This window comes from Geodermatophilus sp. SYSU D00691, from assembly GCF_054050275.1.
Genome location: NZ_JBJGYZ010000029.1, coordinates 57,738 through 84,695, shown reverse-complemented (window position 1 = coordinate 84,695; position 26,958 = coordinate 57,738). Strand labels below are relative to the sequence as shown.

General features: G+C 75.5%; 27 protein-coding genes. 20 read left to right on the top strand and 7 right to left on the bottom strand.

The window, feature by feature from the left end:
* The first annotated feature begins 175 nt into the window (after positions 1 to 175).
* Positions 176 to 952 (top strand): methyltransferase domain-containing protein, encoded by a 777-nt coding sequence (locus ACI797_RS19855; protein ID WP_456860644.1) that lies wholly within the window; start codon positions 176 to 178, stop codon positions 950 to 952.
* Here ACI797_RS19855 and ACI797_RS19850 read toward each other — a convergent pair.
* Positions 925 to 1,611 (bottom strand): winged helix-turn-helix transcriptional regulator, encoded by a 687-nt coding sequence (locus ACI797_RS19850; protein ID WP_456860642.1) that lies wholly within the window; start codon positions 1,609 to 1,611, stop codon positions 925 to 927. The genes ACI797_RS19855 and ACI797_RS19850 overlap by 28 nt on opposite strands.
* 156 nt (positions 1,612 to 1,767) lie before the next feature.
* Between ACI797_RS19850 and mftE the strand changes: the two genes are divergently transcribed.
* From mftE to ACI797_RS19800, 10 genes are all read left to right on the top strand, one after another.
* Positions 1,768 to 2,469 (top strand): mycofactocin biosynthesis peptidyl-dipeptidase MftE, encoded by a 702-nt coding sequence (gene mftE / locus ACI797_RS19845; RefSeq protein WP_456860638.1) that lies wholly within the window; start codon positions 1,768 to 1,770, stop codon positions 2,467 to 2,469.
* Positions 2,470 to 2,515: 46 nt separating this feature from the next.
* Entirely contained in the window at positions 2,516 to 3,952 is a 1,437-nt protein-coding gene (locus tag ACI797_RS19840; protein WP_456860636.1) for a purine-cytosine permease family protein, read from the top strand.
* On the top strand, positions 3,949 to 4,488 hold the full coding sequence (locus ACI797_RS19835) for a cysteine hydrolase family protein (RefSeq protein ID WP_456860635.1): 540 nt from the start codon (positions 3,949 to 3,951) through the stop codon (positions 4,486 to 4,488). The genes ACI797_RS19840 and ACI797_RS19835 overlap by 4 nt, the downstream gene beginning before the upstream one ends.
* Positions 4,485 to 5,885, top strand: a complete 1,401-nt coding sequence (mftF, locus tag ACI797_RS19830) for a mycofactocin biosynthesis glycosyltransferase MftF (protein ID WP_456860633.1) — start codon at positions 4,485 to 4,487, stop codon at positions 5,883 to 5,885. Before ACI797_RS19835 ends, mftF begins: the two co-directional genes overlap by 4 nt.
* Before the next feature lie 91 nt (positions 5,886 to 5,976).
* Entirely contained in the window at positions 5,977 to 7,296 is a 1,320-nt protein-coding gene (locus ACI797_RS19825; protein ID WP_456860631.1) for a GAF domain-containing protein, read from the top strand.
* 157 nt (positions 7,297 to 7,453) lie between these two features.
* Positions 7,454 to 8,698, top strand: coding sequence for an MFS transporter (locus ACI797_RS19820; protein WP_456860629.1), 1,245 nt, complete (start codon positions 7,454 to 7,456; stop codon positions 8,696 to 8,698).
* Between the two features lie 303 nt (positions 8,699 to 9,001).
* Positions 9,002 to 9,547 (top strand): (2Fe-2S)-binding protein, encoded by a 546-nt coding sequence (locus tag ACI797_RS19815; protein WP_456538357.1) that lies wholly within the window; start codon positions 9,002 to 9,004, stop codon positions 9,545 to 9,547.
* On the top strand, positions 9,544 to 12,039 hold the full coding sequence (locus tag ACI797_RS19810) for a xanthine dehydrogenase family protein molybdopterin-binding subunit (protein ID WP_456860627.1): 2,496 nt from the start codon (positions 9,544 to 9,546) through the stop codon (positions 12,037 to 12,039). The genes ACI797_RS19815 and ACI797_RS19810 overlap by 4 nt, the downstream gene beginning before the upstream one ends.
* Positions 12,040 to 12,067: 28 nt before the next feature.
* On the top strand, positions 12,068 to 12,925 hold the full coding sequence (locus ACI797_RS19805) for an FAD binding domain-containing protein (protein ID WP_456860626.1): 858 nt from the start codon (positions 12,068 to 12,070) through the stop codon (positions 12,923 to 12,925).
* Positions 12,926 to 13,032: 107 nt separating this feature from the next.
* Complete coding sequence (locus ACI797_RS19800) at positions 13,033 to 14,079, top strand: SRPBCC family protein (protein ID WP_456860624.1); 1,047 nt, start codon at positions 13,033 to 13,035, stop codon at positions 14,077 to 14,079.
* Between the two features lie 3 nt (positions 14,080 to 14,082).
* Here ACI797_RS19800 and ACI797_RS19795 read toward each other — a convergent pair whose 3' ends face one another.
* From ACI797_RS19795 to ACI797_RS19785, 3 genes are read right to left on the bottom strand one after another with little or no spacing between them, the layout of a single operon-like run.
* Positions 14,083 to 14,727, bottom strand: coding sequence for an alpha/beta hydrolase family protein (locus ACI797_RS19795; RefSeq protein ID WP_456860622.1), 645 nt, complete (start codon positions 14,725 to 14,727; stop codon positions 14,083 to 14,085).
* Complete coding sequence (locus tag ACI797_RS19790; RefSeq protein WP_456860620.1) at positions 14,727 to 15,401, bottom strand: HAD-IA family hydrolase; 675 nt, start codon at positions 15,399 to 15,401, stop codon at positions 14,727 to 14,729. The genes ACI797_RS19795 and ACI797_RS19790 overlap by 1 nt, the downstream gene beginning before the upstream one ends.
* Entirely contained in the window at positions 15,398 to 16,084 is a 687-nt protein-coding gene (locus ACI797_RS19785) for a DedA family protein (protein WP_456860618.1), read from the bottom strand. The genes ACI797_RS19790 and ACI797_RS19785 overlap by 4 nt, the downstream gene beginning before the upstream one ends.
* 57 nt (positions 16,085 to 16,141) lie before the next feature.
* Here ACI797_RS19785 and ACI797_RS19780 point away from each other — a divergent pair, with 57 nt between their 5' ends.
* Positions 16,142 to 17,449: an amidohydrolase family protein gene (locus ACI797_RS19780; RefSeq protein WP_456860616.1), complete on the top strand. Its 1,308-nt coding sequence runs from the start codon at positions 16,142 to 16,144 to the stop codon at positions 17,447 to 17,449.
* Between the two features lie 20 nt (positions 17,450 to 17,469).
* Here ACI797_RS19780 and ACI797_RS19775 read toward each other — a convergent pair whose 3' ends face one another.
* On the bottom strand, positions 17,470 to 18,270 hold the full coding sequence (locus ACI797_RS19775) for an MBL fold metallo-hydrolase (protein WP_456860614.1): 801 nt from the start codon (positions 18,268 to 18,270) through the stop codon (positions 17,470 to 17,472).
* 226 nt (positions 18,271 to 18,496) lie between these two features.
* Here ACI797_RS19775 and ACI797_RS19770 point away from each other — a divergent pair, with 226 nt between their 5' ends.
* The 5 genes from ACI797_RS19770 (at position 18,497) to ACI797_RS19750 (ending at position 23,662) form a co-directional block, all read left to right on the top strand.
* On the top strand, positions 18,497 to 20,008 hold the full coding sequence (locus ACI797_RS19770; RefSeq protein ID WP_456860612.1) for a TldD/PmbA family protein: 1,512 nt from the start codon (positions 18,497 to 18,499) through the stop codon (positions 20,006 to 20,008).
* Positions 20,005 to 21,393 carry a metallopeptidase TldD-related protein gene (locus ACI797_RS19765; RefSeq protein ID WP_456860610.1) on the top strand — a complete coding sequence of 463 codons (1,389 nt, stop codon included), beginning with the start codon at positions 20,005 to 20,007 and terminating at the stop codon, positions 21,391 to 21,393. Before ACI797_RS19770 ends, ACI797_RS19765 begins: the two co-directional genes overlap by 4 nt.
* Positions 21,394 to 21,634: 241 nt before the next feature.
* On the top strand, positions 21,635 to 21,937 hold the full coding sequence (locus ACI797_RS19760; protein ID WP_456538346.1) for a hypothetical protein: 303 nt from the start codon (positions 21,635 to 21,637) through the stop codon (positions 21,935 to 21,937).
* A 42-nt stretch (positions 21,938 to 21,979) separates the two neighbouring features.
* Entirely contained in the window at positions 21,980 to 22,471 is a 492-nt protein-coding gene (locus ACI797_RS19755; RefSeq protein WP_456860607.1) for a hypothetical protein, read from the top strand.
* Between the two features lie 231 nt (positions 22,472 to 22,702).
* Entirely contained in the window at positions 22,703 to 23,662 is a 960-nt protein-coding gene (locus tag ACI797_RS19750; RefSeq protein ID WP_456860605.1) for a C40 family peptidase, read from the top strand.
* A 171-nt stretch (positions 23,663 to 23,833) separates the two neighbouring features.
* On the opposite strand, the gene ACI797_RS19745 is transcribed toward ACI797_RS19750, so the two are convergent.
* Entirely contained in the window at positions 23,834 to 24,223 is a 390-nt protein-coding gene (locus ACI797_RS19745) for a hypothetical protein (RefSeq protein WP_456860603.1), read from the bottom strand.
* Positions 24,224 to 24,345: 122 nt separating this feature from the next.
* Between ACI797_RS19745 and ACI797_RS19740 the strand changes: the two genes are divergently transcribed.
* Entirely contained in the window at positions 24,346 to 24,693 is a 348-nt protein-coding gene (locus ACI797_RS19740; protein WP_456860601.1) for a VOC family protein, read from the top strand.
* Between the two features lie 3 nt (positions 24,694 to 24,696).
* Here the strand turns inward: ACI797_RS19740 and ACI797_RS19735 are convergent, their stop codons facing one another.
* Positions 24,697 to 25,020: a YdeI/OmpD-associated family protein gene (locus tag ACI797_RS19735; RefSeq protein ID WP_456860599.1), complete on the bottom strand. Its 324-nt coding sequence runs from the start codon at positions 25,018 to 25,020 to the stop codon at positions 24,697 to 24,699.
* A gap of 301 nt (positions 25,021 to 25,321) precedes the next feature.
* On the opposite strand from ACI797_RS19735, the gene ACI797_RS19730 reads away from it, so the two are divergent.
* The gene (locus ACI797_RS19730; protein ID WP_456860597.1) at positions 25,322 to 26,062 is read left to right on the top strand and encodes a histidine phosphatase family protein; all 741 of its coding nucleotides are present in this window, start codon (positions 25,322 to 25,324) and stop codon (positions 26,060 to 26,062) included.
* Positions 26,043 to 26,933: an NAD(P)H-hydrate dehydratase gene (locus ACI797_RS19725; protein WP_456860596.1), complete on the top strand. Its 891-nt coding sequence runs from the start codon at positions 26,043 to 26,045 to the stop codon at positions 26,931 to 26,933. The genes ACI797_RS19730 and ACI797_RS19725 overlap by 20 nt, the downstream gene beginning before the upstream one ends.
* Positions 26,934 to 26,958: the final 25 nt, after the last annotated feature.

Genomic DNA, 26,958 nt, shown 5'->3' with positions numbered 1-26,958 from the left:
ACCTTCGTCGTCTCTTCCGATGCCATGCCCTCCTCCTGCCCGGAGGCCGGCGGCCCGACACCCGGGGACGCAGCGCCGCCGCGGTCGCCGCCCGCCGGGCCGATGGACGTTCCCGCGGGAACGTGCATCGGCCAGTCTGGAGCGGAGCGGTGGGCCGCAGGAGGGAGGCGGGTCGGTGCTCCCCTTCGACGAGGACGGCGCGCGCCGGATCCAGCGCACGTACTCGACCCCGGACGTCGTCCGGCAGCGCGCCGAGGTGCTCGCCCTGCTCGCCGCCCGGCCCGGGGAGCGCGTGCTGGACGTCGGGTCGGGCCCCGGCTTCCTGGTGGCGTCGCTGGCCGACGCCGTCGGCGCGGGCGGCGCCGTCCACGGGCTCGACCCGAGCGCGCCGATGAACGCCCTGGCCCGGGAGCTGGTCGCGACGCGGCCGTGGGCCCGGATCGACGACGGCGACGCCCTGGACCTGCCGTACCCGGACGGCGTCTTCGACGCCGCGGTGTCGACCCAGGTCTACGAGTACGTCGCGGACGTCCCGCGGGCCCTGGCGGAGCTGCGCCGCGTGCTGCGGCCCGGTGGCCGCGCGCTGGTCCTCGACACCGACTGGGACTCCGTGGTCTGGCACGCCGCCGATCGCGACCGGCACCGCCGCGTCATGGCCGCGTGGGAGGAGCACCTGGTGCACCCCCATCTGCCGTGCACCCTGCCGGGACACCTCCGGCGCGCCGGTCTCCGGGTGACCGGGCGGCACCTGATCCCGCTGTTCAACAGCAGATACGAGGAGGACACCTACAGCGCGCACACCATGGGGACGATCGGGCGCTTCGTCGTCGGCCGGCACGGGCTGACCCAGGCGGACGTCGAGGCCTGGTGGGCCGACCTGCGGGCGCGCGGCGCGGAGGACGACTACCTCTTCAGCCTGAACCGCTACTGCTTCCTCGCCACGGCCGGGTAGTCGCCGGGCGGCCGCGGTCGGGCGGCCAGGTGGAACGTGCTCGCGAAGCGGCCGAGGAGGTCGCCCGGCCCGCGCAGCACCTCGACCACCCCGGTCGCGATGGCGCGGTCCGGCGCGAGCGCGCCGGAGATGAGCCGGTGGATGCCCGGCCCCGCGGCGAAGGCGAGGTCGGCCGGCCCGTCGCCGCGCGCCACGTCCAGCGTGGGGCCGTCCACCCGGATGAGCAGCTCGGCGGCCCCCACGAGCGCCGCGTACGCGGTCGCCGGCAGCTCCGCCGCCACCTGCGGCCGGAAGGCGGTGCGGAGGGACATGGTCATCGAGTCGGGGGTGATGATCTGCTCCTCCCGCGGGTCGCCGAGCGCCTTGAAGCCCCAGGCGCCGAGCGCGAGCACCGCGGGCTCGAGCTCGCGGCCGTAGGGCGTCAGCTCGTGGACGACGACCCGCGAGCGCGGCGCCCGGCGGATGACGCCGGCCGCCTGCAGCTCCTTGAGCCGCGCCGCCAGGATGTTGCTCGGCACGCGGGGGAGCCCCGCGGCGAGCTCGCCGTAGCGGCGCGGCCCGACGAGCAGGTCGCGGACGATCAGCAGGGCCCAGCGCTCGCCGACGAGCTCCAGGGCCCGCGTGACGCCGTCGTACTGCCCGTAGTCGCGCGCGGCCACCGACCTCAGGCCTGCTGCGGCACGACGGCCTCCGGGCCCTGCTCGGCGGCGACGGGGTCCATCCAGCCGAACTCGAGGACGTTGCCGTCGGGGTCGGCGTCAAGGCGTGGCCCGCCCCCGGCCCGGCAGGCCGCGAGGCCTCCCTAGGCTGGCCGGGTGCGCAGCCTGGACGGCCTGGTCTGGCCCGACGTCCCGGAGTCGCCGCTGCTCGTCGTCCCGCTGGGCTCGGTGGAGCAGCACGGCCACCACCTGCCGCTGACCACCGACACCGCCGTGGCCGGGGCGGTGGCCGAGGCCGCCGCCGACCGGCTCGACGGCGCCGTGCTCGCGCCGGCCCTCGCCTACGGGGCCAGCGGTGAGCACGAGGGCTTCCCCGGCACCGTCTCCCTCGGCACCGAGGCGCTGACCGGGCTGCTCGTCGAGTACGGGCGCTCGGCCTGCCGCTGGGCCGGGCGGGTGCTGATCGTCAATGGCCACGGCGGCAACCTCGAGGCGCTGGGCGCGGCCGGCCGGGTGCTGCGGTACGAGGGCCGCGAGGTCGCCTGGTTCCCGTGCGCCGTCCCGGACGGCGACGCGCACGCGGGCCGCACCGAGACGTCGCTGATGTTGCACGTGGAACCGGAGGGGGTGCTGGGGGACCGGGCCGTGGCCGGCGCGACCCTGCCGCTCGAGCGGCTGCTGCCCCGCCTGCGCGTCGAGGGCGTGCGCCCGGTCAGCCCCACCGGCGTGCTGGGCGACCCCGCCGGCGCCACCGCGGGAGAGGGCGCGGAGCTGCTCGCCGGCCTGGCCGACCGGCTGGTCGCCGCCGTCGCCGCGTGGGACGTCGACGCCAGCGGCCGGCTGCGCCCGGGGGGCTAGGGTTCCGCGTCGGGATCGGGCGTTTCCCCGGGAGAGGACTGCGGACATGGCAGCCACCCCGCGCGTGACCGTCGAGACCAACGGCATCAACGTCATCGCCGAGGAGGAGCGCAAGGGCACGCCGCGGCAGCTGTTCTGGCCGTGGTTCGGCGCCAACGTCAGCGTCCTGGGCCTGGCCTACGGGTCGTTCCTGTTCGGCTTCGGCATCTCCTTCTGGCAGGCGCTGGTCGCCGGCGTCGTCGGCATCGTCGTCTCCTTCCTGCTCTGCGGCCTCGTCGCGATCGCCGGCAAGCGCGGCTCGGCCCCGACGCTCGTGCTCAGCCGCGCGGCCTTCGGCGTCAACGGCAACCGGGTGCCCGCCGTCCTGTCGTGGGTGCTCACCGTCGGCTGGGAGACGGTGCTCGTCTCGCTGGCCACGCTCGCGACCTCGACGGTCTTCCGCGAGCTCGGCTGGAGCGGCGGGACGCTGACCCAGGTCATCGCGCTGCTGGTCGTCGCCGCACTGGTCGTCGTCGGCGGCGTGCTCGGCTTCGACCTGATCATCCGCATGCAGACGGTCATCACCGTCGTCACCGGGGTGCTCACCGTCGTCTACCTGGCGCTCGTGCTCGGCGAGGTCGACTGGTCGGCGGTGACCGCCGCGCCCAGCGGGTCGACGGCGGCGTTCGTCGGGGCGCTGACCCTGGCCATGACCGGCTACGGCTTCGGCTGGGTCAACGCCGCGGCCGACTACTCGCGCTACCTGCCCCGCTCGTCGTCGACCGCCGGCGTCGTCGGGTGGACGACGTTCGGCGGCGCGCTGGCGCCGGTGCTCCTGCTGCTCGCCGGGTTGTTGCTGGCCGGCTCCGACCCCGAGCTCTCCGCCGCCATCGCCCTCGACCCGATCGGCGCGCTGGGCACGATCCTGCCCACCTGGTTCCTGGTGCCGTTCTTCGTCGTCGTGGTGCTCGGCCTGATCGGCGGCGCGCTGCTGGACATCTACTCGTCGGGGCTCTCGCTGCTGGCCGCCGGGCTGCGCGTGCCGCGGCCGGTCGCCGCCGGCATCGACGGCGCGCTCATGGTGGCCGGCACCGTGTTCGTCGTCTTCGTGGCGGAGAACTTCTTCTTCCAGTTCCAGGGGTTCCTGATCACCCTGGGCGTCCCGATCGCGGTCTGGTGCGGCATCTTCCTGGCCGACCTGGCGCTGCGCCGCCGCGCCTACGCCGAGCCCGACCTGTTCGACGCCCGCGGCCGCTACGGCAGCGTGCAGCCGGTGCCGCTGGTCCTGCTGCTCGTCGGCACGGTGCTCGGCTGGGGGCTGGTCACCAACACCTACGCCGGCTGGCTGGACTGGCAGGGCTACCTGCTCGGCCCGTTCGGGCTGGGCGGGAAGACCGGCGACTGGGCCTTCGCCAACCTCGGCGTGCTGGCCGCCTTCCTCGTCGGCCTGCTCGGCACGCTCGCGCTGCGCCGCTCCGCCGTCCGCTCCCAGGAGGTCGTGTGAAACCCCCGGGCTGGCTCGTCGTCGTCGACCTGCAGCACGTCTTCGGCGATCCCGACTCGCCCTGGACGACGCCGCGGTTCGAGGAGGTGCGGCCGCGGATCCGCCGGCTGGTGGAGGCCTTCGAGGGCTGCGTCGTCTTCACCCGGTTCGTCGCGCCGCAGCAGCCGGTCGGTGCCTGGAAGGACTACTACGAGCAGTACCCCTTCGCCCTGCAGCCGCCGGACGCCGAGCTCTACCGGCTGGTCGAGGACCCGGGCGCGGCGCAGGTGCTCGACGTCACCACCTTCGGCAAGTGGGGCCCCGACCTCGCCGAGATCGTCGGCAGCGGCCCGCTGACCGTCACCGGCGTCGCCACCGACTGCTGCGTGATCTCCACCGTGCTGCCGGCCGCCGACGCCGGGGTGCCGGTGCGCGTGGTGACCGACGCCTGCGCCGGGTCCAGCGACGACGACCACGACCGGGCGCTGCGGGTGATGTCGCTGTACGCCCCGCTGGTCGAGCTGCGCACCACCGACGAGGTGCTCGCCGGTCGATGACGGTCGGCACCCCGCCGGCCGCGCGGCTGCCGGACGGGTTCGCGGTCCGGCTCGATCCGGCGGTCCGGCGGCGGGACGGCGGCGCGGCCCTGCTCGGTGGCTCGCCGCTGCGGCTGCTCCGGCTCTCACCGCGGGCCCGAGCCCTGCTGGCCGGCGACCGCCTGGAGGTGCACGACGCGGCGACGGCGGAGCTCGCCGCCCGGCTGCTCGACGCCGGTGCGGCGCACCCCGACCTGCCGCCCCGGCGCCCGGACGAGGTCACCGTCGTCGTCCCCGTGCGGGACCGGCCGGCGGACCTGGCCCGGCTGCTGGCCGCGCTGCGCGCGGACCCCGGGACCGCCGACCTCCCGGTGCTCGTGGTCGACGACGGCTCGGTGGTACCCGTGGTGGCGGCGGGTGCTCGGGTGGTCCGGCACGCGACCGCCCGCGGCCCCGCGGCGGCGCGCAACACGGGCCTGCGCGGGGCGACGACGGCCGCCGTCGCGTTCCTCGACTCCGACTGCGTCCCCCGGCCCGGCTGGCTCGCCGCGCTCGCCCCGCACCTCGCCGACCCCCGGCTCGCGCTGGTCGCCCCGCGGATCGTCGCCCTGCCGGTCGACCGGCCGGGGTGGGTGAGCCGGTACGAGGCGGTGGCCAGCGCGCTCGACATGGGGCCGCGGCCCGCGCCGGTGCGCCCGCTGTCGGCCGTCTCCTACGTGCCGAGCGCGGCCCTGCTGGCCCGGCGCGCGGCGCTCGGCGACGGGTTCGACGAGGCGATGCACGTCGCCGAGGACGTCGACCTGGTCTGGCGGCTGGCCGCGGCCGGCTGGCGGGTGCGCTACGAGCCCGCGGCGCAGGTGGCGCACGACCACCGCTCCACGCCCGGGGCCTGGCTGCGCCGCCGCGCCTTCTACGGCACCGGGGCCGCGCCGCTGGCCGCCCGCCACGGCGCCGTCGTCTCCCCCCTGGTGGTCTCGCCGTGGTCGGCGGCGGCCTGGGCGCTGCTCCTGGCCGGCCGCCCGCTGCCGGCGGCCGGCCTCGTGGCGGGGGCGTCGGCCCGGCTGGCCCGCCGGCTGGCGCGGCCGGGGGAGCCGCTGCCGTGGGCGTTCGCCGCCGGGCTCGTGCTCCGCGGGACGGCGACGGCGGGGACGACGCTGGCGCGGGCGGTCACCCGCCACCACTGGCCGCTGGCGGTGGGCGCCGCGCTGGTGTCGCGGCGGGCGCGGCGGCTGGTGCCGGCGGTGGCCGCGCTCGACGCCGTCCAGGGGTGGTGGCCGCACCGGTCCGAGGCGGCGCTGCTGCCGTTCGCCGCCGCCCGGCGGCTGGAGGACCTCGCCTACGGCGCCGGGCTGTGGGCCGGTGCGCTGCGGGCGCGCGACGCCCGCGCCCTGCTGCCGACCGCGCCACCGCGCTTCTGAGCGGCGGGTTCACCCGTCCGGCGGGCGCTGGTGGAAACGTCGTCCACAGGTCACGATGGGTGCGACACAGGCCACTCGACGGGGAGCGCGCGTGACGTCGACCCTCAATCCGTGGCTCGCGCTGCCCGACGGGCAGCCGAGCGCTGGGCTGACCCGGCGGCTGCGCGCTGCCCACGAGCACCTCGTCACCTCGGGCCTGCCGGCCTCCGACGCCGGCGTCCGGTCGGTGGTCTGGGACAGCTGGCGGCGCTCGCTGGGCTGCGGCGTCGACCCCGACGGCAGCAGCTCGCCACCGGTCGAGCTGGTGGACGGCGACCTGCTCGCCTACCGCGAGGCGCACCCGCTGGCGCCGGTGATGCCGGTGATCCGCCGGCTGCTGGTCGAGGACGCCGAGGCCGACCAGATGATCGTCGCCGTCTCCGACGCCGCCGGCCGCATGCTGTGGGTGGAGGGCGACTCCCGGCTGCGCTCGCGCGCGGCGGGCATGCACTTCGTCGAGGGCGCCCGGTGGGCGGAGGAGGTCGCCGGCACGAACGCGCCCGGCACGGCGCTGGCGCTCGACCACGCCGTCCAGATCTACGGCAGCGAGCACTTCCGCCGGCCCGTCCAGCCGTGGAGCTGCTCGGCCGCGCCGGTGCACGACCCGCTCTCGGGCGTGCTGCTGGGCGCCATCGACGTGACCGGCGGCGACCACGTCGCCAGCCCGCACATGCTCACGCTGGTCCGGGCCACCGTGGCCGCGGTCGAGTCGGAGCTGCGGCTGCTGCACCGCGAGCAGGCCGCCCGCCGGCCGGGCGCGCCGCCGGCCGCGCGCACCGCACCGCGGCTGGAGGTCCTCGGGCGGGAGCGGGCGCGGCTGACCCTGCCGACCGGGCGGATCGAGCTGTCGCTGCGCCACTCCGAGCTGCTGCTCCTGCTGGCCGAGGCGGCGGTGGCCGGGGAGGGCCGGACCGCCGAGCAGCTCGCCGGCGAGTGCCACCCCGGGGGGACGGCGGCGGTGACGGTCCGCGCCGAGCTCTCGCGGCTGCGCCGGCTGGTGGGGCCCTCGCTGGTCGGGTCGCGGCCGTACCGGTTGCTCGGCCCGCTGGAGACCGACCTCGACCGGGTGCGCCGGCTGCTGGGCCAGGGCTCGGTCGGCGCCGCCCTCGAGCGCTATCCCGGCGGCGTGCTGCCGGCGTCGCGGGCGCCGGGGGTCGCGCTGGCCCGCGAGCGGCTGGCCGCGCTGCTGCGGCACCACGTGCTGCGCAGCCGCCGCCCGGAGCTGCTGCTGCGCTACAGCACGCTGCCCGAGGCCGCCGACGACGTCGCTGTGTGGCAGGCCTGCTTCGACCTGCTGCCCTCGACCTCGCCGCGCCGGGCCGAGGCCGCCGCGCACCTGCTCCGCCTGCGCCGCGGCACCCGCCCCCGCTGACGGGCGGCGCCACGATCAGCTGACCTGATCGTGGCGGCTCCTCCCTCGCCGTGCGGCGTGGGGGAGGAGCCGTCGCGGTGGGGGAGGACGGCGGGACGCTCGTCACACGTGCGCCCGCCGGGAATGCGGCCCCAGGGCAGGGGCTTCGCAGTTCTACGTGAGTGCCGCGACCGACACCGCCCTTCCCCCGTCCCGCGTCACCCCGCGCGCCGTCGTCGCGCTGGTGGCGCTGGCCCTCGGCGGCTTCGCCATCGGCACCACCGAGTTCGTGACGATGGGCGTGCTGCCCGACATCGCCGACGGCGTGGGCGTGAGCATCCCGACCGCGGGCCACGTCATCAGCTACTACGCGCTCGGCGTCGTCGTCGGGGCCCCGGTGATCGCCGCGCTGTCCGCCCGGCTCCCGCGCCGCGCCCTGCTCGTCGGCCTCATGGCCGCGTTCCTCGTCGGCAACGCGCTCAGCGCGCTCGCGCCCGGCTACGGCACGCTCTCCGTCGCCCGCTTCCTCAGCGGCCTGCCCCACGGTGCGTACTTCGGCGTCGCCTCGCTGGTCGCCGCCTCGCTGGTCGCCCCGCACCTGCGCGGCCGCGCGGTCAGCTCGGTGATGCTCGGTCTCGCGGTGGCCATGGTCGCGGGCGTCCCCGCGGCCACCTGGCTCGGGCAGTCGCTCGGCTGGCGGGCGGCCTACTGGCTCGTCGTCGTCCTGGCCGCCCTCACCATGGCCGCCGTCGTCGCCGTCGTGCCGCGCTCCCCCGGCCGCGCGGACGCGACCGTGCGCGGCGAGCTCGACGCCCTGCGCCGGCCCCAGGTGCTGCTCACCCTCCTCGTGGGGATCGTCGGCTTCGGCGGCATGTTCGCCCTCTACAGCTACATCGCCCCCGTCGCGACGGACGTCGCCGGCCTCTCCCGCGGCACGGTGCCGTGGGTGCTGCTCGCCTACGGCCTGGGCGGCATCGTCGGGACGGCGCTCGGCGGACGGCTGGCCGACCTGGCCCTGTTCCGCTCGCTGGTGGGCAGCCTCGTCGTCCTCGGGGTCCTGCTGGCCGTGGTCGCGCTGACCTCCCCGTGGGCCCCGGCGCTGTTCGCCGGCGTCTTCCTGGTGTCGGTCGCCGCCTCGACGCTCGCCATCTGCCTGCAGCTGCGGCTCATGGAGACCGCCGGCGAGGCGCAGATGCTCGGCGCCGCGCTCAACCACTCGGCGCTGAACACCGCCAACGCCCTCGGCGCGTGGCTGGGCGGGCTGGTCATCGCCGCCGGCCTCGGTTACCAGGCGCCCAGCGTCGTCGGTGCCGGCCTGGCCGCCGCCGGCCTGGTGCCCCTCGTCGCCTCCGCCCGGCTGCGCCGCCGCCGGGCCACCCCGGCGCCGGTCGAGCGCGACCCCGCCTACGCGTCGGCCGGCTGACCGGCTCGACCCGCCGCACCGCCCGTGGGACCGCGCCACGACGCGGCCCCACGGGCGGCGGCGCGGCTCGACCCGCGCTGCAACCACGCTGCAACGTTGCGGCACTCCGCAGCTGCGGAGGGCCGGTGGACGAACACCGCCGCACCCGCGGAAGTCGCGTCGTCCGGCCCGGAAGCCTCGGGTGAACAACTGGCCTGAGCCGCAGGTTAGCGTGGCCTAAGTCACTCCTGAGGGGACAGACTCCGCTCGCGTGACCTGGGTGACGCCTGGGTCACACGTTTCTGCGAGCCGAGCGGAGGACGCGTGACATCCATAAACGTGCGGGTCGACGGGGCCTCGTACACCGACGACGTCGAACCGCGGACCCTCCTGGTCCACTACCTGCGCGAGCAGCTGGGCAAGGTCGGGACGGTCGTGGGCTGCGACACCAGCAACTGCGGCGCCTGCACCGTCCACCTGGACGGCGAGGCCGTGAAGAGCTGCACCGTCTTCGCGGTGCAGGCCGACGGGTGCGAGGTCACGACCATCGAGGGCGTGGCCGCCCCGGACGGCACCCTGCACCCGATGCAGAAGGCCTTCCACGAGATGCACGGCCTGCAGTGCGGCTTCTGCACGCCGGGCATGATCATGGCCTCGATCGACCTGGTGAACGACAACCCGGATCCGAGCGAGGACGAGGTGCGCGAGGGCATCGAGGGCAACCTCTGCCGCTGCACCGGGTACCAGAACATCGTCCGTGCCGTGCAGCAGGCCGCCGCCGAGATGAGCGGTCGGCAGACCGGCAACGGGCACGTCTCCCCGGCCGAGGTGGACACCGCGGCCGCTCCCCACGTGGCGGTGCAGTCATGACGGTCACCGAGGACCGGCCGGGCACCGAGGCCCCGGCCAAGGAGGTCGGCCAGGCCCGACGGCGCAAGGAGGACGCCCGGCTGATCACCGGCCGGACGCAGTGGACCGACAACCTGGTGCTGCCCGGCATGCTGCACCTGGCGATCGTCCGCAGCCCGGTCGCGCACGCCAAGATCCGCAACGTCGACGTCGGGGCCGCCCGGTCCGCGCCGAACGTCGTCGCCGTGTTCACCGGGCGCGACTTCGCCGAGGAGCAGGGCTCGATCCCGTGTGCCTGGCCGGTGACGCCGGACATGGTCAACCCCGGCCACCCCTCGCTCGCCGTCGAGGAGGTCAACCACGTCGGCGAGGCGGTCGCGGTCATCGTCGCGCGCAGCAAGGCCGCCGCCCAGGACGCCGTCGAGCTCGTCGACGTCGACTACGACCAGCTCCCGGCCGTCCTCGACATGGAGCAGGCCACCTCCGAGGGCTGCGACCTCTGCCACGACCACCTGGAGTCGAACACCAGCTACCACTTCGTCTTCGACGCCGGCGAGGCCGGCACGGGGCAGAACACCGACGAGGCGTTCGCGAACGCCGACGTGGTGGTGCGCCGCCGGTTCGTCCAGCAGCGGCTGGTCCCGGCCTTCATGGAGCCGCGGGCCACCGTCGTCCAGCCCCAGGGCGACAACTACACGATGTGGTCCTCGACCCAGGTCCCCCACATCCTCCGGCTGATGCTGGCGATGATCACCGGCACGCCCGAGCACAAGCTCCGGGTCATCGCCCCCGACGTCGGTGGCGGCTTCGGCGGCAAGCTGCAGGTCACGCCCGAGGAGGTGATCACCCTCCTGGTGGCCAAGCGGCTGGGCAAGCCCGTGAAGTTCACCGAGACCCGCAGCGAGTCGATCATGAGCGCCCACCACGGCCGCGACCAGATCCAGTACATCGACATCGCGTCCGACCGGGAGGGCAACGTCAAGGGACTCAAGGTGCGGCTGCTCGCCGACATGGGCGCCTACCTCCGCCTGATCACCCCGGGAATCCCGGCGCTGGGTGCGTTCATGTACCCGGCGATCTACAAGTTCCCGGCCTACCAGTTCGTGTGCGACGGCGTCTTCACCAACAAGACGCCCACCGACGCCTACCGCGGCGCCGGCCGGCCCGAGGCCACGTTCGCCATCGAGCGGATCATGGACGAGCTCGCCGTCGAGCTCGGCATGGACCCGCTCGAGCTGCGCCGCAAGAACTGGATCAAGGCCGAGGAGTTCCCGTTCACCACGGTGGCCGGGCTCGAGTACGACAGCGGCGACTACGACACCGCGACCCAGCAGGCGCTGCAGCTGCTCGGCTACGACGAGCTGCGCGAGGAGCAACGGCGGCGGCGCGAGTCGGGTGATCCGGTCCAGCTGGGCATCGGTTTCTCCACCTTCACCGAGATGTGCGGTATCGCCCCCTCCCGGGTGCTCGGCTCGCTCGCCTTCGGCTCGGGCGGCTGGGAGCACGCCTCCATCCGCGTGCTGCCCACCGGCAAGATCGAGGTGGTCACCGGCTCGACCCCGCACGGGCAGGGGCACGAGACGGCGTGGAGCCAGCTGGTCGCCGACGAGCTCGGCGTGCCGTTCGAGGACGTCGAGGTGCTGCACGGCGACACCTCCATCGCCTCGCGCGGCCTGGACACCTACGGCTCCCGCTCGCTCGTCGTCGGCGGTGCCGCGGTGGTCAACGCCGCGCAGAAGGTCGTGGCCAAGGCGCGCCGGGTCGCCGCGCACCTGCTCGAGGCCAACGAGGACGACCTGGAGTTCTCGGGCGGGAAGTTCTCCGTCCGCGGCACCCCGGGCACGGCGCTGTCGATCCAGGAGCTCGCGCTGGCGACCTTCGTGGCGCACAACTTCCCCGAGGGCGTGGAGCCGTCGCTGGACGCCGACGCCACCTTCGACCCGGTCAACTTCTCCTTCCCCCACGGCACGCACATCTGCGCCCTGGAGGTCGACACCGAGACCGGGATGGTCAAGATCCGCAAGTACGCCTGCGTCGACGACGTCGGGACGATCGTCAACCCGCTCATCGTGGAGGGGCAGATCCACGGCGGCCTCGCACAGGGCATCGCCCAGGCGCTGTACGAGGAGGCGGTCTACGACGCCGACGGCAATCTGACCACCGGCACCTTCGTCGACTACCTGGTGCCCTCGGCCGCCGACCTGCCGCACTTCGACACCGGAAACACGGTCCACGCGGCGCCGGGCAACCCCATCGGGGCCAAGGGCGTCGGCGAGGCCGGCTGCATCGCCAGCACGCCGGCCGTCGTGAACGCCGCGCTCGACGCGGTCCGCCACCTGGGGGTGCCCGACATCCTCATGCCGCTCACCCCGGAACGGGTCTGGCGGGCGCTCCACCAGGGCGGGGACGGTGCCGGCCGGGCGACGGCGGGCACCGTCGCCTACGGCGGCGCGCAGACCGAGACCACCACCGGCGTCGCCACGCCGGAGTCGTCGCTGGGCGGCGACCGATGATCCGCCGAGACGACGAAGGAGTCGAGCAGTGATCCCCGCGCCGTTCGAGTACGCCCGGCCCACCACCGTCGACGAGGCCCTGCAGGCCATCGCCGCCGGTGGCGAGGACGTCAAGATCCTCGCCGGCGGGCAGTCGCTCATCCCGGTCATGCGGCTGCGCCTCGCCGCGCCGTCCACCGTGGTCGACCTGACCCGGGTGACGGAGCTGCGCGGGGTGCGCGACGACGGCGACGCGATCGTGATCGGCGCGATGACGACGCACTCCGACGTGCTCGGCGACCCGCTGATCGCCGAGCACGCGCCGCTGATCGCCGAGGCGACCGAGACCGTCGCCGACCGGCAGGTGCGCCACCGCGGGACCTTCGGCGGCGCGCTGGCGCACGCCGACCCCGCCGGCGACCTGCCGGCGGTGGCTCTGGCCCTGGACGCCGAGTTCGTGATCGCCGGCGCGTCGGGACGGCGCACGGTCCCGGCGCGGGACTTCTTCGTCGACTACCTGACCACCGCCCTCGAGGAGGGGGAGCTGCTGGTGGAGGTGCGCATCCCCAAGCTGCAGGGCTCGTGGGGCATGCACTACGAGAAGTTCAACCGCGTGGCGCAGGCCTGGTCGATCGTCGCGGTCGCCGCGGCGGTCCGGCGGGAGAACGGCACCATCGCCGAGGCGCGGATCGGGCTGACCAACATGGGGCCGACGCCGCTGCGGGCGACCGCCGCGGAGCAGGCCCTGTCCGGGTCCGCGGCCAGCGCGGAGGCGATCGCCGCGGCGGCCGACCAGGCCGCCGAGGGGACCGAGCCCAGCAGCGACCTCAACGCCCAGGCCGACTACCGCCAGCACCTCGTGAAGGTGCTCACGCGCCGGGCGGTCAGCGCGGCCGCCGGGCTGTAGTTTCCGGGTAGCCGCGCCGGTTCCGCACCGGTCCGTACCGTTCCGTCTCGGCCGGCCCGCCCCTCCCCGGGCGGACCGGCCGAGCCGCATCCCCCTGGAGGTTTCGCGTGCAGCTCGAGAACTCGTTCACCGTGCCGGTGCCGATCGACGAGGCGTGGCGGGTGCTGCTCGACATCGAGCGCATCGCCCCCTGCATGCCCGGTGCCGCCCTCGACTCGGTCACCGGCGACGACTTCACCGGGCGGGTCAAGGTCAAGCTCGGCCCGATCAACCTCACCTACCAGGGCAAGGCGTCGTTCATCGAGAAGGATGAGGCCGCGCACAAGGCCGTCATCGACGCCCGCGGCAAGGACCAGCGGGGCAACGGCACCGCGGCCGCCGTGGTCACCGCCCAGCTCAAGCCCGAGGGCGACGTCACCCGGGTCGACGTCCTCACCGACCTCAACATCACCGGCCGGCCGGCCCAGTTCGGCCGCGGCGTGATGACCGACGTCGGCAACAAGCTGCTCGGCCAGTTCGCCGACAAGCTGGCCGCGCAGCTGGGCGCCGGCGAGCCGGCGCCGGAGCCGTCGGCCGCCACCAAGGCGGCCGCGACCGCCACCGGCGCGGTCGAGGAGATCGCCGCCTCCGCCGAGGGTGCCGCCGCCGACGGGACGGCGGCGAAGAAGGCCGCCGCCGCGACCAAGAAGGCGGCCGCCTCGGCCACCGAGCGGGTGACGGCGACGAGCACCGTGCCCGCCAGGTCGGCGGCCCCGGAGAAGAAGGCGGCGCCGGCCAAGAAGGCGGCCCCCGCCGCCGCCGAGACCGCGCCCGCCGCCGCGGACACCGCCCCCGCGGCGGCCGACACGGCGCCGGCCGCTGCCGACACCGCGCCCGCGGCCACCGACACCGCACCGGCCACCCCCGCGGCGGCGGCGCCCAGCGCGCCGAGCGTCCCGGCCGCCGAGGCCACCACGCCCGCCGCTGCGGCCCCCTCGACGCCGTCCGCACCGTCCCCGGCCGCGGCCCGCACGGTCCCGCAGTCCGAGCCCGAGCCGATCGACCTGCTCGAGGTGGCCGGCGGCGCGGCGATGGCGCGCTACGCCAAGCCGGCCGGCGGCCTGGCCCTGCTGCTGCTGTTCATCTTCCTGGTGGCCCGCCGCCGCCGGTACTGACGCTCACGGTGCTTTGTCGCGATCGAGCGCGCGTGCTCGATCGCGACAAAGCCCCTCGAGCCAGGGGAGGACGGCGGCCACGACGGCCGCGAGGTCCTTCTTCAGCGCGTGGTCGCCGGGGACCCCGCGCACCACCGCGTGCGGCGCGGCCGCGGCCACCTCGTCCGGCCCCCCGAACGCGTCGGTCGTGCCCTGCACCACCAGCAGCGGGACGGCGACCAGGGACAGCTCGTCGGCCCGGCTCTTCTCCGGCCGCCCCGGCGGGTGCAGCGGGAACGCCAGGGCCAGCACGCCGGCCGCCCCCTGCTGCGCCGCCGAGCGGCAGGCCACCCGCGCCCCCGCGCTGCGCCCGCCGAGCACGAGGGGGCCGGCCAGCAGGCCGTCGTCCCGGAGCCGGTCGAGCACGGCGGCCCAGGCGACGTCCAGCCGCGGCGGCGCCGCGGCGACCCGCCCGCCGGCCACCTTCCACGGCTGCTCGACCCCGAGCACCCGCCAGCCGGCGCCCGCGGCGGCGTCGGTGACGGCGGTGAGGTCGGGGGAGTCGATCCCGCCGCCGGCGCCGTGCCCGAGCACGAGCGTGCCGCGCACCGCCCCGGACGGGTCGCGGCGCAGCACCCGCGCCGGCCCCAGCGGGGTGCCGACCTCCATCAGGCGGGCAGCGCGAGCAGGGCGCCGACGGCGCCGGGCAGGTCGGCGGCGAGCACGTGCGGCGGCTCGAAGACGGCGGGGTAGACCCGCTCGCTGCGCGGGAACCAGGCGCCGGTGAGCCCGGCGCGCTGGGCGCCCTGGACGTCCCAGCCGTGCGCCGCCACCAGGGCCATCCGCTCCGGGGCGACGTCGCAGACGCCGGCCGCCCACAGGTACACCGCGGGGCTCGGCTTCCAGGCGCGGATGCTCTCGCTGGACAGGGTCCGCTCCACCAGCGGCGCCACCCCGCCGCGGCCGAGCCCGGCCTCGGCCACGCCGGGGGAGCCGTGGGTGAGCGTGACCGCGCGGACGCCCGCCTCGGCCAGCAGCCGCAGCGCGGGCTCGACGTCGGGGTGCGGCGCCAGCTCGGCGAAGGCGTCGGCGACCCGGGCGCGCTCGACCGGCGCCAGGTCTGTGGCCTGGGCCAGGGCGGCGTCGAAGGCGTCGCGGAAGCGGCACCAGCTGCCGACCGCGGCCGCGGCGAAGCCGGTCAGCAGCGTCCGCGAGAACACCGCGGGCAGCAGGTGCTCGGGCTGCCCGGCCTCGACCAGCGCGGCCCGCACCGGCGCCAGGTCGAGCAGCGTCTCGTTGACGTCGAAGGCGACGACCTCGGGACGCGACCGGGGCGCGGTCACGGGTGCTGCGGCTCGTCGCGCTCGTCGACCGGCAGGTCCAGCCCCGCCGTGGGGGGCCGCCGGAGCCGGCCGGACAGCTTGCGCCAGACGAACCAGCCGACCGCCAGGACGACGACGGCGACCACCACGTAGTCGAGGTACTTGAGGTTGGCCTGCACCCAGTCGCCGGCCGCCACCCCGAGGCCGATGAGCACGCTGTTCCAGATCAGGCTGCCGGCGGCGGTGAACAGCAGGAACTGCGGCCACGGCATGCGCACCACGCCGGCCGGCACCGACACGAAGCTGCGCACGATCGGCACCATGCGGCCGAAGAACACCGCCGCCCGGCCGTGCCGCTCGAACCAGTCGAAGGTCTTGTCGACGTCGGAGGTCTCGACCAGCGGCAGGTGGTCGAGGAAGGCGTGCGAGCGGCGCGGGCCGAGGGCGCGGCCGATGGAGTAGAGGACCACCGCGCCGACCAGCGACCCCAGGGTGGCGAAGAGCACCACCGGGACGACGCTCATCCGGCCCTCGTTGATCAGCACGCCGGCCGCGCCCAGCACCGCCTCGCTGGGGATCGGGGGGATCACCGTCTCGATCAGGATCGTCAGGCCGACGCCCACCGGCCCCAGCTTGTCGACGAGGTCGAGCAGGAAGCCGGTGATGCCTCCCTGGTCGGCGGCAGCAGCGGCGAGGGTCGACACGGGATCCCACCGTACGGGAGAGAGGTGGGCCGGGCCGGTGACCTCTAGCGTTCGGGCATGCAGCGTTTCCGCGCCCGCGCCGTCGTCGTCGGCGACCGCGCCGGCACCGTCGTCCCCGATGCCGTGCTCGACGTCGCCGACGGCGAGATCCGCTGGGTCGGCCCGGCGGCCGAGGCGCCGCCCGCCCCCGACGCCGAGACCGTCGAGCTGCCGGGCGTGCTGGTGCCGGGGCTGGTGAACAGCCACTCGCACGCGCCGATGGTGCTGTTCCGCGGCCAGGCCGAGGGGCTGCCGCTGGACCGGTGGCTGCGCGAGGTGATCTGGCCGCGCGAGGCCCGCCTCACCGAGGAGGACGTCGAGGTGGCGATGACCGCGGCGTCGGCGGAGATGCTCTGCAACGGCGTCACCACCAGCGTCGAGATGTACTTCCACCCGCAGCGGATCGCCGCGGCCGTCACGGCCACCGGCGCCCGGGCGGTCATCGCCTCGCCGCTGCTGCCGCTGCCCGGCATGCCGCCGCTCGAGGAGCAGCTGCGCGGCGCCGTGGCGCTGGCCGCGGCGACGCCGACCGGCGGCACGGTCGAGTACGGCATCGGCCCGCACGCGGCGTACACCCTGCCGCTGCCGGTGCTGAGCAAGGCCGCGGCCGCCGCCCGGGAGCACGGGCTGCTGCTGCACCTGCACGTGGCCGAGACCGCGACCGAGGGCGACGACCTGCTGGCCCGGCACGGGCTGTCGGTGCCGGCCCTGCTGGCCGCGCACGACGTCCTGGGCGGCCGGGTGCTCGCGGCGCACTGCGTGCACATGGACGACGGCGACCTGGAGCTGTGGCAGGAGTACGACGTCGCGGTGGCGCACTGCCCGGCGTCCAACGCGAAGCTGGCCAGCGGCGTGGCCCGCGTGCGCGACATGCTCGACCGCGGCATCCGGGTGGGCCTGGGCACCGACGGACCGGCGTCCAACGACGGCCTGGACCTGCTCGCCGACGCGCGGCTGGCCGCCTCCCTGGCCCGGCTGGCCGCGGGCGACCCGACCTCGCTGACCGCCGCCGAGGCGCTGTGGCTGGCCACCGGGGCCGCCGCCGACGCGATCGGCCGGCCCGACCTCGGCCGGCTCACCCCTGGCCGGCAGGCCGACCTGGTGCACGTGGACACCCGCAGCCTGCTGTTCGAGCCGGTGGGCGACATCGAGGACGTGCTCACCCACCTGGTCTGGTCGGGCGCCGCACGGCTGGTGCGCGACACGTGGGTGGCCGGCCGGCAGGTGGTGCGCGACGGCGTCTGCACCACGGTGGACACCGAGGCCCTGCGCGCGGAGGTCGCCGCCCGCGCCGCCCGGCTGGCCGGAGTGGATCCGTCGGCGTGACCGCGACGGATCCACTCCGCTCAGGGCCGCAGCGAGAGCGTCTCCCCGCGGTGGGCCGTGCGCAGCTCCCCGGGGAGCTGCCGCCGGGCCACCTCGGTGACGAAGTCGCCGATCGGGGACTTGAACCGGTCGTAGTCGTCGAAGTGCACCGGCACGGTCACCGGCGGCTTCAGCAGCTCGACCAGGTCGGCGCCCTGCCGGCCGTCCATCGTCACGGTCACGCCCAGCGCCTTCGTGCCGCCCAGGTGGGGGATGACGACGTCGAGCGGCCCGCAGCGCTCCAGCACCTGCCCGAGCCAGGGGCGGTAGATCGTGTCGCCGCTGACGTAGCCGCGCCAGTCGACGGTCCCGCCGTCGGCCACCAGCTCGAGCACGCTGCCCATCACCGGCGGGAGCACCTTGGCCATCGGGCCGGGGCCGTGCACGCCGGGCGCCGAGGTGACCCGCAGCGTGCGGCCGTCCCGGGTGAACTCGTGGGTCTGCCACGGCGACAGGTCCGCGGTCGCGGTGAAGCCCCGGCGGGCCAGCGCCTTCGCCGCCGCCGGCGTGGTGAGCACCGGCGTCGTCTTCTCCAGCGAACGGGTCGCGATCCGGTCCCAGTGGTCGGCGTGCAGGTGGGACAGCACGATCCCGTCGAGCGCCGGCAGCTGCGTCGGCTGCAGGGCCGGCTCGGTCAACCGCTTGGCCCACAGCCCCTTGCCGAGGTAGGCCCGCTGGCCGCGGTGCAGGAAGTTCGGGTCGGTGAGCAGCGTGAACGGCCCGATGCGCAGCAGCATCGTCGCGTTGCCGCCGAAGGTCATCGTCACGTCGTCCCCGGGCACCGTCCCCGCCTACCCGGTGATCCGGTGCGGGACACCGCCCCGCGTGGACGGCGCTCGGGATCCTGAACTCGCACGTCGCCTTCGAGGAGCGCCGCGTCGCCCGCGCCCCGGACCAGCTGCCGGGGCCCGGCACCGGCCCGGCCTTCGGCGTCCTGTCCCCGGACGATCGGTAGCCGCGCTCACGATTCCTCCCCGTCCCCCGGGAGGCGGCTGGTAGACAGGGGGCGTGTCCGGGCGAACAGTCGACGAATCCTTCCTGGCGCTGCCCCTGTCCGCGCTCACCGAGGCGGCGCTGACCCGCGCCGTGGACCTCGGGTGCGAGCACGCCGACATCCGGGTCGAGCGGATCCGCACGCAGGTCATCAGCCTGCGCGACGCGCGGCTGGAGTCGCTCACCGACGGTGAGGACCTGGGCCTGGCCGTCCGCGTGGTGCACGAGGGGACGTGGGGCTTCGCCGCCGGCGTCGTCCTCACCGCGGCCGAGGCGGTGCGGCTGGCCGAGGAGGCCGTCGCCGTCGCCCAGGTGTCGGCGGCGATCAACACCGACCCGGTCGAGCTCGCCCCCGAGCCGGTGCACGCCGACGGCTCGTGGGTCTCCGACTACGCCGTCGACCCGTTCGAGGTCCCCGACGCCGAGAAGACCGGCCTGCTCACCGAGCTGTCCGAGCAGCTGCTCGCCGCCGACGGCGTGGAGCACGTGCAGTCGTCCTGCATGCACGTCAAGGAGCAGAAGTACTACGCCGACACCTCCGGCACCCGGACCCGCCAGCAGCGGGTGCGCATCCACCCCGAGTTCACGGCGCTGACCGTCGACCGGGCGACGGGCGCGTTCGAGACCATGCGCACCCTGGCGCCGCCGACCGGCCGCGGCTGGGAGTACCTGACGGGCAGCGGCTGGGACTGGCGCGGCGAGCTGGCCCAGATCCCCGAGCTGCTCATGGAGAAGACCAAGGCGCCGTCGGTCGAGCCGGGGCGCTACGACCTGGTCATCGACCCGTCGAACCTGTTCCTGACCATCCACGAGTCCATCGGGCACGCCACCGAGCTCGACCGCGCCCTGGGCTACGAGGCGGCCTACGCCGGGACCAGCTTCGCCACCGTCGACAAGCTCGGCAGCCTGCAGTACGGCTCGCCGCTCATGAACGTGACCGGCGACCGCAGCGCGCCGCACGGCCTGTCCACCGTCGGGTGGGACGACGAGGGCGTCGCCGCCCAGCAGTGGGACATCGTCAAGGACGGCGTCCTGGTCGGCTACCAGGTCGACCGGAACATGGCCCGGCTGCGCGGCATGCCGCGGTCCAACGGCTGCGCCTTCGCCGACAGCCCGGCGCACACGCCCGTGCAGCGGATGCCCAACGTGTCGCTGCAGCCGGCGCCGGGCGGCCCCTCCACCGAGGAGATCATCGCCGGGGTCGACCACGGCATCTACGTCGTCGGCGACAAGAGCTGGTCGATCGACATGCAGCGCTACAACTTCCAGTTCACCGGCCAGCGGTTCTACCGGATCGAGGGCGGCCGGCTCGCCGGCCAGGTGCGTGACGTGGCCTACCAGGCGACGACGACGGACTTCTGGGGTGCCATGTCGGTCGTCGGGGGCCCGCAGACCTACGTCCTCGGCGGGGCGTTCAACTGCGGCAAGGCCCAGCCCGGGCAGACCGCCCCGGTCAGCCACGGCTGCCCCACGGCCCGCTTCGACCAGGTCAACATCCTCAACACGGTGCAGGAGGGCGGGCGATGACCACGCTGTCGCCGCAGGAGGTCGTCGAGAAGGCGCTGGCCGCCTCCACCGCCGACGGGCAGGTCGCCTTCGTCGTCGAGAGCTCCGAGGCCAACCTCCGGTGGGCGGGCAACAGCCTGACCACCAACGGCTCGATGCGCTCGCGCCAGGTCGTCGTCGTCTCCTTCGTCGACGGCGGCGCGGGGATGGCGACCGGCACGGTCGCCCGCACCGGCAACCCCGACATCGCCGAGCTGGTGGCGGCCAGCGAGCAGGCCGCCCGGGACGCCGGGCCGGCCGAGGACGCCGTCCCGCTGATCGGCGAGGCGCCGCCGGGGTCGGGGGACTGGGCCGCCGAGCCGGCCGACACCTCCGTCGCCGTCTTCACCGACTTCGCCCCCGCGCTGGGCGAGGCGTTCGGCGCGGCGAAGAGCCGCGACGAGCTGCTGTTCGGCTTCGCCGAGCACCGGATGTCCACGACCTACCTCGGCACGTCGACCGGGCTGCGGCTGCGCCACGACCAGCCCACCGGCCGGGTGGAGCTCAACGGCAAGAGCCGCGACTTCACCCGCTCCGTGTGGGCCGGCACGGGCACCCGCGACTTCACCGACGTGTCGGTGCCCGACCTCGCCGCCCAGGTGGAGCGCAAGCTCGCCTGGTCGCAGCGCCGGGTCGAGCTCCCGGCCGGGCGCTACGAGACCCTGCTGCCGCCGTCGGCGGTCAGCGACCTGTTCATCTACGCCTACTGGACGATGCAGGCGCGCGACGCCGACGAGGGCCGCAACGTCTACGCCAAGGCCGGCGGCGGCAACCGGCTCGGCGAGCGCCTCGCCGCGCTGCCGCTGACCCTGCGCAGCGACCCGGACGCCCCCGGCCTGGAGACCGCCCCCTTCCAGGTGGTGGCCGCCTCCTCGAGCAGCGCGTCGGTGTTCGACAACGGGATGGCCACGCCGGCGGTGGACTGGATCCGCGACGGCGTCCTGGCCAACCTGATCCGCCCGCGGGCGTGGGCGCTGAAGACCACCGCGCCGGCCGTCGCCGCCGTCGACAACCTGATCCTCGAGGACCCGAACGCGACCGCCACGCTCGACGAGATGGTGGCCGCGACCGACCGCGGGCTGCTGCTGACCACGCTCTGGTACATCCGCGAGGTCGACCCGCAGACCCTGCTGCTCACCGGGCTCACCCGCGACGGCGTGTTCCTCGTCGAGGGCGGCGAGGTCACCGGGGCGGTGAACAACTTCCGGTTCAACGAGTCGCCGGTCGACCTGCTGGCGCGGGTGACCCAGGCCGGGCGCACCGAGCGCACCCTCCCGCGCGAGTGGAACGACTGGTTCACCCGGGCGGCGATGGCCCCGCTGCGGGTGCCGGACTTCAACATGAGCAGCGTGAGCCCCGCCAGCTGACGTCCGGGAGGCCTCGCGGCTGTCGCTTGTTGACAGCGAGTGTGCGCCGAACACGCCGCCTTACCCAAAAGGTGCCGGAAGTACTCCCATCGAGCGTATTTGCGTTGTTACGCTGCGCTCACTGCACTGACAGCACACGCTCAAGCACGTGCTGTGATGCGCCGATGGAGTCGCTGCGTGGTGCAGGAGCACACCGCACGCCCGGCCCCGGAGAGGCGGGCAGTCGAGGGGGGAGGCTCCCATGAGCCGGAGTCGTAAGCCGTCGGTCTTCCAGATCGGCAAGATCCGTGACGACGGCCGCACCGTCGTGATCTCGGGCTGGGGTCTCGGCCTCTGCGCCGCCGCCTGCACCTGCCACCGCCACCCCATGGCCGGCCACCTCGCCATCGCCGAGGACCAGGACGGCGGGACGCTCGGCCTGGTCACCTTCGCCGAGGGCGGCTGCGACTGCTGCGAGCCGTGGACGGCGGAGGAGCTCTCCGGCGTGCTGCGCGACTTCGAGACCCTCGCCCGCCTGGACGCCTCGGAGCCCCTGGCCGGCTGATGCCGGTGTATCCCTGCCCGGTCCCCGGGTAGGGGTCACCGCATGCTGGGTCGAGCCGCGCTGCGCGGTGCCCTCGCCGGCCTGGCCGGCGCCGCCGCCATGACGCTCGGCGAACAGCTCGAGCAACGCTTCACCGGCCGGCCGGACTCCTACGTGCCGGCCCGGACCCTCACCGCGCTGACCACCCGCCGCCGGCTGCCGGGCTCGGCCCGGCCGCCGGGGCGCAACCACCTCATGCACTGGGGGACGGGCGCGGCCGTCGGCGCCCTCCGCGGCATCTGGGCCGCGTCCGGGCTGCGTGGCTGGCGCGCCTCCGCCTGGCACACCTCCGTGCGCCTGGCCACCGACCAGACCCTCGAGAACGCCACCGGCGTCGGGTCGCCGCCGTGGACCTGGTCCGGCCGCGACCAGGCGGTCGACCTGGCCGGCAAGGCCGTCTACTCCTTCGTCACCGGCGTGGTCGCCGACCGCCTGGTCCCCCTCGCGCCCGACCGCCGGCACCTGACGCCCGGCCGGAGCCGCCCCACCTGGTGACCTCCGGGACGGCTGTGACCTCCTGAGGTGCGCGGGGCGGGCGGGATCGGCCGCGCGGATCGGCGTCAGCGTGCCGCCCCTACTTGTCGACACCGGTTCCCTACCGTCCGTATCGGCTCGCGAGAGGACGTCGTCCCTTCCCCGGACGCGGCGCGGCCACGGACGGAGGCGACGGTGCAGCCCACGAGGACGACGACCCGCCGGGTGAGGCGCGCCGTTCTGGTGCTCTCCGTGGCCCTCACGGCCTCGCTGGCCGGCACCCTGGCCCCCACCGCCGCGACCGCCGAGCCGGGCACCGTCGCCGAGGCCGCCGAGCTGGTGGCCCAGGCCGGCGCCAAGCTCGCCGAGGTCGAGGAGCAGGTGCACCAGGCCGAGCTCGCGGTCGCCGCCCAGCAGCAGGCCGCCCACGACGCCGCCGCGCAGGCGTCCGTCGCGCAGGCCGCCGTCGACGCGTTCGAGCCCCAGCTGCGGGCCATCGCGCAGAGCGGCTACACCGGCACGCAGTCCGGCCTCGCCGCCTTCCTCACCAGCGAGTCGGCCGCCGACCTCGTCGCCCAGCTGACCACGCTGGACATGATCGCCAGCCACGTGGACTCGGTGATCCAGGCCGCCGCCGCCGCGCAGCGGGCCGCCGACGACGCGCGGGCCGCCGCCGACCAGGCCGCCGCCCAGGCCACCGCCTCGCTGGCCCAGCTGCAGCAGCAGCAGGCCCAGCTGCAGGCCGAGGTGGCGGAGTACCAGGACGACTTCGACCGGCTGACCGCCGACCAGCAGGCCCGGGTCACCACCCAGCTGGCCGGCCCCTCGCTCGAGGCGCCGACCACCATCGAGGGTGCGCCGAGCGAGGTCGTCGAGATCGCGATCCGCACGGCGCTGGCCCAGGTCGGCAAGCCCTACGAGTACGGCGCCGTGGGTCCGGGCAGCTTCGACTGCTCCGGCCTGACGATGTACGCCTACGCCGCCGCGGGCATCAGCCTGCCGCACTCCAGCGCCGCCCAGGCCCGGCTCGGCGTGGCGGTCTCCCGCTCGGAGCTGCAGCCCGGCGACCTCGTGTACTTCTACTCGCCGGTGAGCCACGTGGGCCTCTACATCGGCGGCGGCAAGATGGTGCACGCCCGCACCTACGGCTCGCCGGTCGCCGTCACCAGCGTGGACATGCGCGGCTACGCCGGCGCCCGCCGCATCGTCTGACTGCTGGCGGCCGCACACCCTCGCGGTGTGGTCGTCACCCTCGGCGTGCACCGCGCGGGTGATGACCACACGCCGCGAGTCGCCGTCCTCCCTCACCGCAGCGGCTCCTCCCGCACGGTGCGACGTGGGGGAGGACCTCGTGCGATCAGGTGAGCTGATCGTGGCCCAGGTCTAGGCGGCGGTGTCGGCGTCGTCGGCCAGGTCGGCCAGGCCCTCCGCGAGCGCGCGGGCCACGTGCGCCGGGACCACGAGGGACAGGTCGCGGTCGTGCTCGGGCGTGCCCTCGAAGCCGTACGTGAGGTCCAGCTGCACCAGCCCCTGCCGCCGCCCGTCGACGACCTGGACGCTGTCGGCGACGCGGGCGCGCAGCCGCTTGACCGCGCGCGGCAGGTCGTAGAGCGCGTCGACGCCGACCACCAGGGAGCCCCCGCCGTGCCGCGACCAGGGCACGCCCCCGGCGATCGCCTCTCGGTGCCCGTCGCACAGCGCCCAGGACGCCGGTCCACCCGGGACGGAGGTCGGAGTACCGGGACGACCGCACCGCAGCACCTGGCAGCTCATGCGAGGCAGGGTCCTCAGCGCCCGGGCGCTGCGCCAGCCCCCGCGCCGCGGCACGGCGGCGGGCGCGACCCGGCCGTCCCAGGGGTCCCACCAGGCGGCGCCCGCCGCTGGGGTCCGGGGCCGTGGCGGTCGAGCTCTTCGCGGGCATCCCGGTGGACGACCGGGAACGCGCCCTCGCCTGGTACGAGCGCTTCCTGGGCGCGGTCGCGGCCTTCCTGCCCAACGACACGGAGGCGGTCTGGGAGATCGCCGAGCACCGCTACCTGTACATCGACGTCCGGCCGCAGCACGCCGGGCACGCGATGCACACCCTCTTCGTCGACGACTTCGAGGCCCGCATCGGCGACATCAGCGGCCGCGGGATCGAGCCGACCGTCCGCGAGACCTACGACAACGGCGTGCGCCACGTGACCTACCACGACCCCGACGGCAACGAGATCAGCTTCGGCGGCGCCCCGCTCGACCCGTGAGCGTCAGTGGATCGTGCGCCCCTCGGCCAGCATCTCCACCAGCGCGGCGATCCGCTTCGCCCGCGTCGCCGGCGTCGTCGCCGTGTGCACCCGCCACAGGACGGCGAACCGGTTGGCCCTGTCCAGCCCGGCGAAGGCCGTCGCCGCCTCCGGTGCCGCCGCCAGCGCGGCCGCGAGGTCGTCGGGCACGGTGATCGTCGCCGGGCCCGCGTAGGCGCGGTCCCAGCGGCCGTCGGCGCGCGCCGCCTCCACCGCGGCCAGCCCGGCCGGGCGCATCCGGCCGGCCTCGAGCAGCCGGCCACCCAGTCGACGTTCTTCTTCGACCACAGGCTCTTCGCCCGCCTCGGGGTGACGCGGACCGTGTAGTGGTGGTCGTCGAGGCGGTTGGCCCGGCCGTCGATCCAGCCGAAGCAGAGCAGCGACTCGACCATCTCCTGCTGCGCGAGGGTCGGCTCCGGGGCGCCCTTCTTGGCGATGACGACGTAGGCGCCCGGCGAGCGCTCGTGCTCGGCCTCCAGCCACTCCTCGAAGGCCGCCTGGTCGGCGAACCGGTGGACGGGCAGGTCGGTGGGGGCGCTCACCCGTCCATCCTGTTTCACCGGCGGGGGCGGGGGCTACCGGCCTGCGCGTGGGACGACGACAGGAGCCGGGGCCCGGCGCGATCTGGCTGGTGCGGCACGGCGAGAGCCTGGGCAACGTCGCCGACGCGCAGGCCCACGAGCGGGGCACCGGGCGGCTCGACCTCGACGTCCGCGACCCCGACGTCGCGCTGTCCGACACCGGCCGGGACCAGGCCCGCGCGCTGGGCCGGTGGCTGGCCGACCTGCCGGCGGCGGAGCGGCCGACCGCCGTCCTGAGCTCGCCCTACGAGCGGGCCCGGACGACGGCCGAGCTGGCCGCCGCGGCGCTCGACCTGCCGGTGCGCACCGACGAGCGGCTGCGCGAGCGCGACCTCGGCGCCTTCGACGGCATGACGGGCGCCGGAATCCGCGAGGAGTACCCGGACGAGGCGCGCCGCCGCGACCTGCTCGGCAAGTTCTACTACCGCCCGCCGGGCGGGGAGAGCTGGGCCGACGTCGCCCTGCGGGTGCGCAGCCTGCTGGCCACCGAGGCCCTCCGGCACGACCGCGAGCGCCTCTTGCTCGTCGCGCACCAGGCGGTGATCATGGTCTTCAGGTACGTGCTGGAGGACCTCAGCGAGCAAGACGTGCTCGCCATCGACGCCGCCGAACGGGTCGCCAACACCTCGCTCACCCGCTACGAGACCGGGGACGGCGGCCTGCGTCTCGTCGCGTTCAACGCCGTCGACCACCTCGACGCGCAGGACGAGGACGTCACCGAGGAGCCGCATGCCGTCGAGCAGGCCTGACGCCACGCCGGTCACCCCGCCGCTGCTGCGCGGGTGGTCGCTGCCCGAGCCCACGGGCGGCAAGAACTCGCGCGGCTCGATCCTGGTCATCGGCGGCAGCAGCGAGACCCTCGGCGCCGTGCTGCTCGCCGCGGAGGCCGCGCTGCGCGCCGGCGCCGGCAAGCTGCAGGTCGCCACCGCCGAGTCGGTCGCCCCCCACGCGGCCACCGCGCTGCCCGAGGCCCTGGTGCGGGCCCTCCCGCAGAGCGGCGCCGGGGCGATCCGGGCCGAGGCGGCCGACGTCGTCCGGGAGCTGGCCGAGTCCGCCGACGCCGTCCTGATCGGCCCCGGCATGGTCGACGTCGAGGAGACCCAGGGCTTCGGCGACCGGCTGCTGCCCCACCTGCGCGGGCCGGTCGCGCTCGACGCCCTGGGGCTGGCCAGCGTCACCGCCGACGTCTCCTGCCTCGAGCACCTCGAGGCCAACGTGGTGCTCACCCCCAACCCGACCGAGCTCGCCATCGCCCTGCACGCGGAGGAGTCCGAGATCGAGGACGACCCCGCCGGGGCCGCGCTCGAGCTCGCCGCGCGGGCCCGGGCGGCCGTGGGGCTGGGCGGCGCGACCTCGTGGGTCGCCTCGTCCGACGGCAAGCTGTGGCGCGACGACAGCGGCGGCGCCGGGCTGGGGGTCTCCGGCTCCGGCGACGTCCGCGCCGGCATCGTCGCCGGGCTGCTCGCCCGCGGCGCCGACCCGGTGCAGGCCGCCGTCTGGGGCTCGCACCTGCACGGCCGGGCGGGGGAGCGCCTGGCGGCCACCATCGGCCGCCTCGGCTTCCTCGCCCGCGAGCTGCCGCGTCAGGTGCCCGCGGTGATCGACGAGATCTCCATCTAGAAGGACCCCGTCCTCCTCACCCCTC

What these genes read in the sequence shown, in the direction of transcription:
- ACI797_RS19840 (WP_456860636.1), top strand. Translation starts at nt 2,516, where the DNA reads ATGGCAGCCACCCCGCGCGTGACCGTCGAGACCAACGGCATCAACGTC.
- mftF (WP_456860633.1), top strand. Translation starts at nt 4,485, where the DNA reads ATGACGGTCGGCACCCCGCCGGCCGCGCGGCTGCCGGACGGGTTCGCG.
- ACI797_RS19810 (WP_456860627.1), top strand. Translation starts at nt 9,544, where the DNA reads ATGACGGTCACCGAGGACCGGCCGGGCACCGAGGCCCCGGCCAAGGAG.
- ACI797_RS19795 (WP_456860622.1), bottom strand. Translation starts at nt 14,727, where the DNA reads ATGGAGGTCGGCACCCCGCTGGGGCCGGCGCGGGTGCTGCGCCGCGAC.
- ACI797_RS19780 (WP_456860616.1), top strand. Translation starts at nt 16,142, where the DNA reads ATGCAGCGTTTCCGCGCCCGCGCCGTCGTCGTCGGCGACCGCGCCGGC.
- ACI797_RS19765 (WP_456860610.1), top strand. Translation starts at nt 20,005, where the DNA reads ATGACCACGCTGTCGCCGCAGGAGGTCGTCGAGAAGGCGCTGGCCGCC.
- ACI797_RS19760 (WP_456538346.1), top strand. Translation starts at nt 21,635, where the DNA reads ATGAGCCGGAGTCGTAAGCCGTCGGTCTTCCAGATCGGCAAGATCCGT.
- ACI797_RS19755 (WP_456860607.1), top strand. Translation starts at nt 21,980, where the DNA reads ATGCTGGGTCGAGCCGCGCTGCGCGGTGCCCTCGCCGGCCTGGCCGGC.
- ACI797_RS19745 (WP_456860603.1), bottom strand. Translation starts at nt 24,223, where the DNA reads ATGAGCTGCCAGGTGCTGCGGTGCGGTCGTCCCGGTACTCCGACCTCC.
- ACI797_RS19725 (WP_456860596.1), top strand. Translation starts at nt 26,043, where the DNA reads ATGCCGTCGAGCAGGCCTGACGCCACGCCGGTCACCCCGCCGCTGCTG.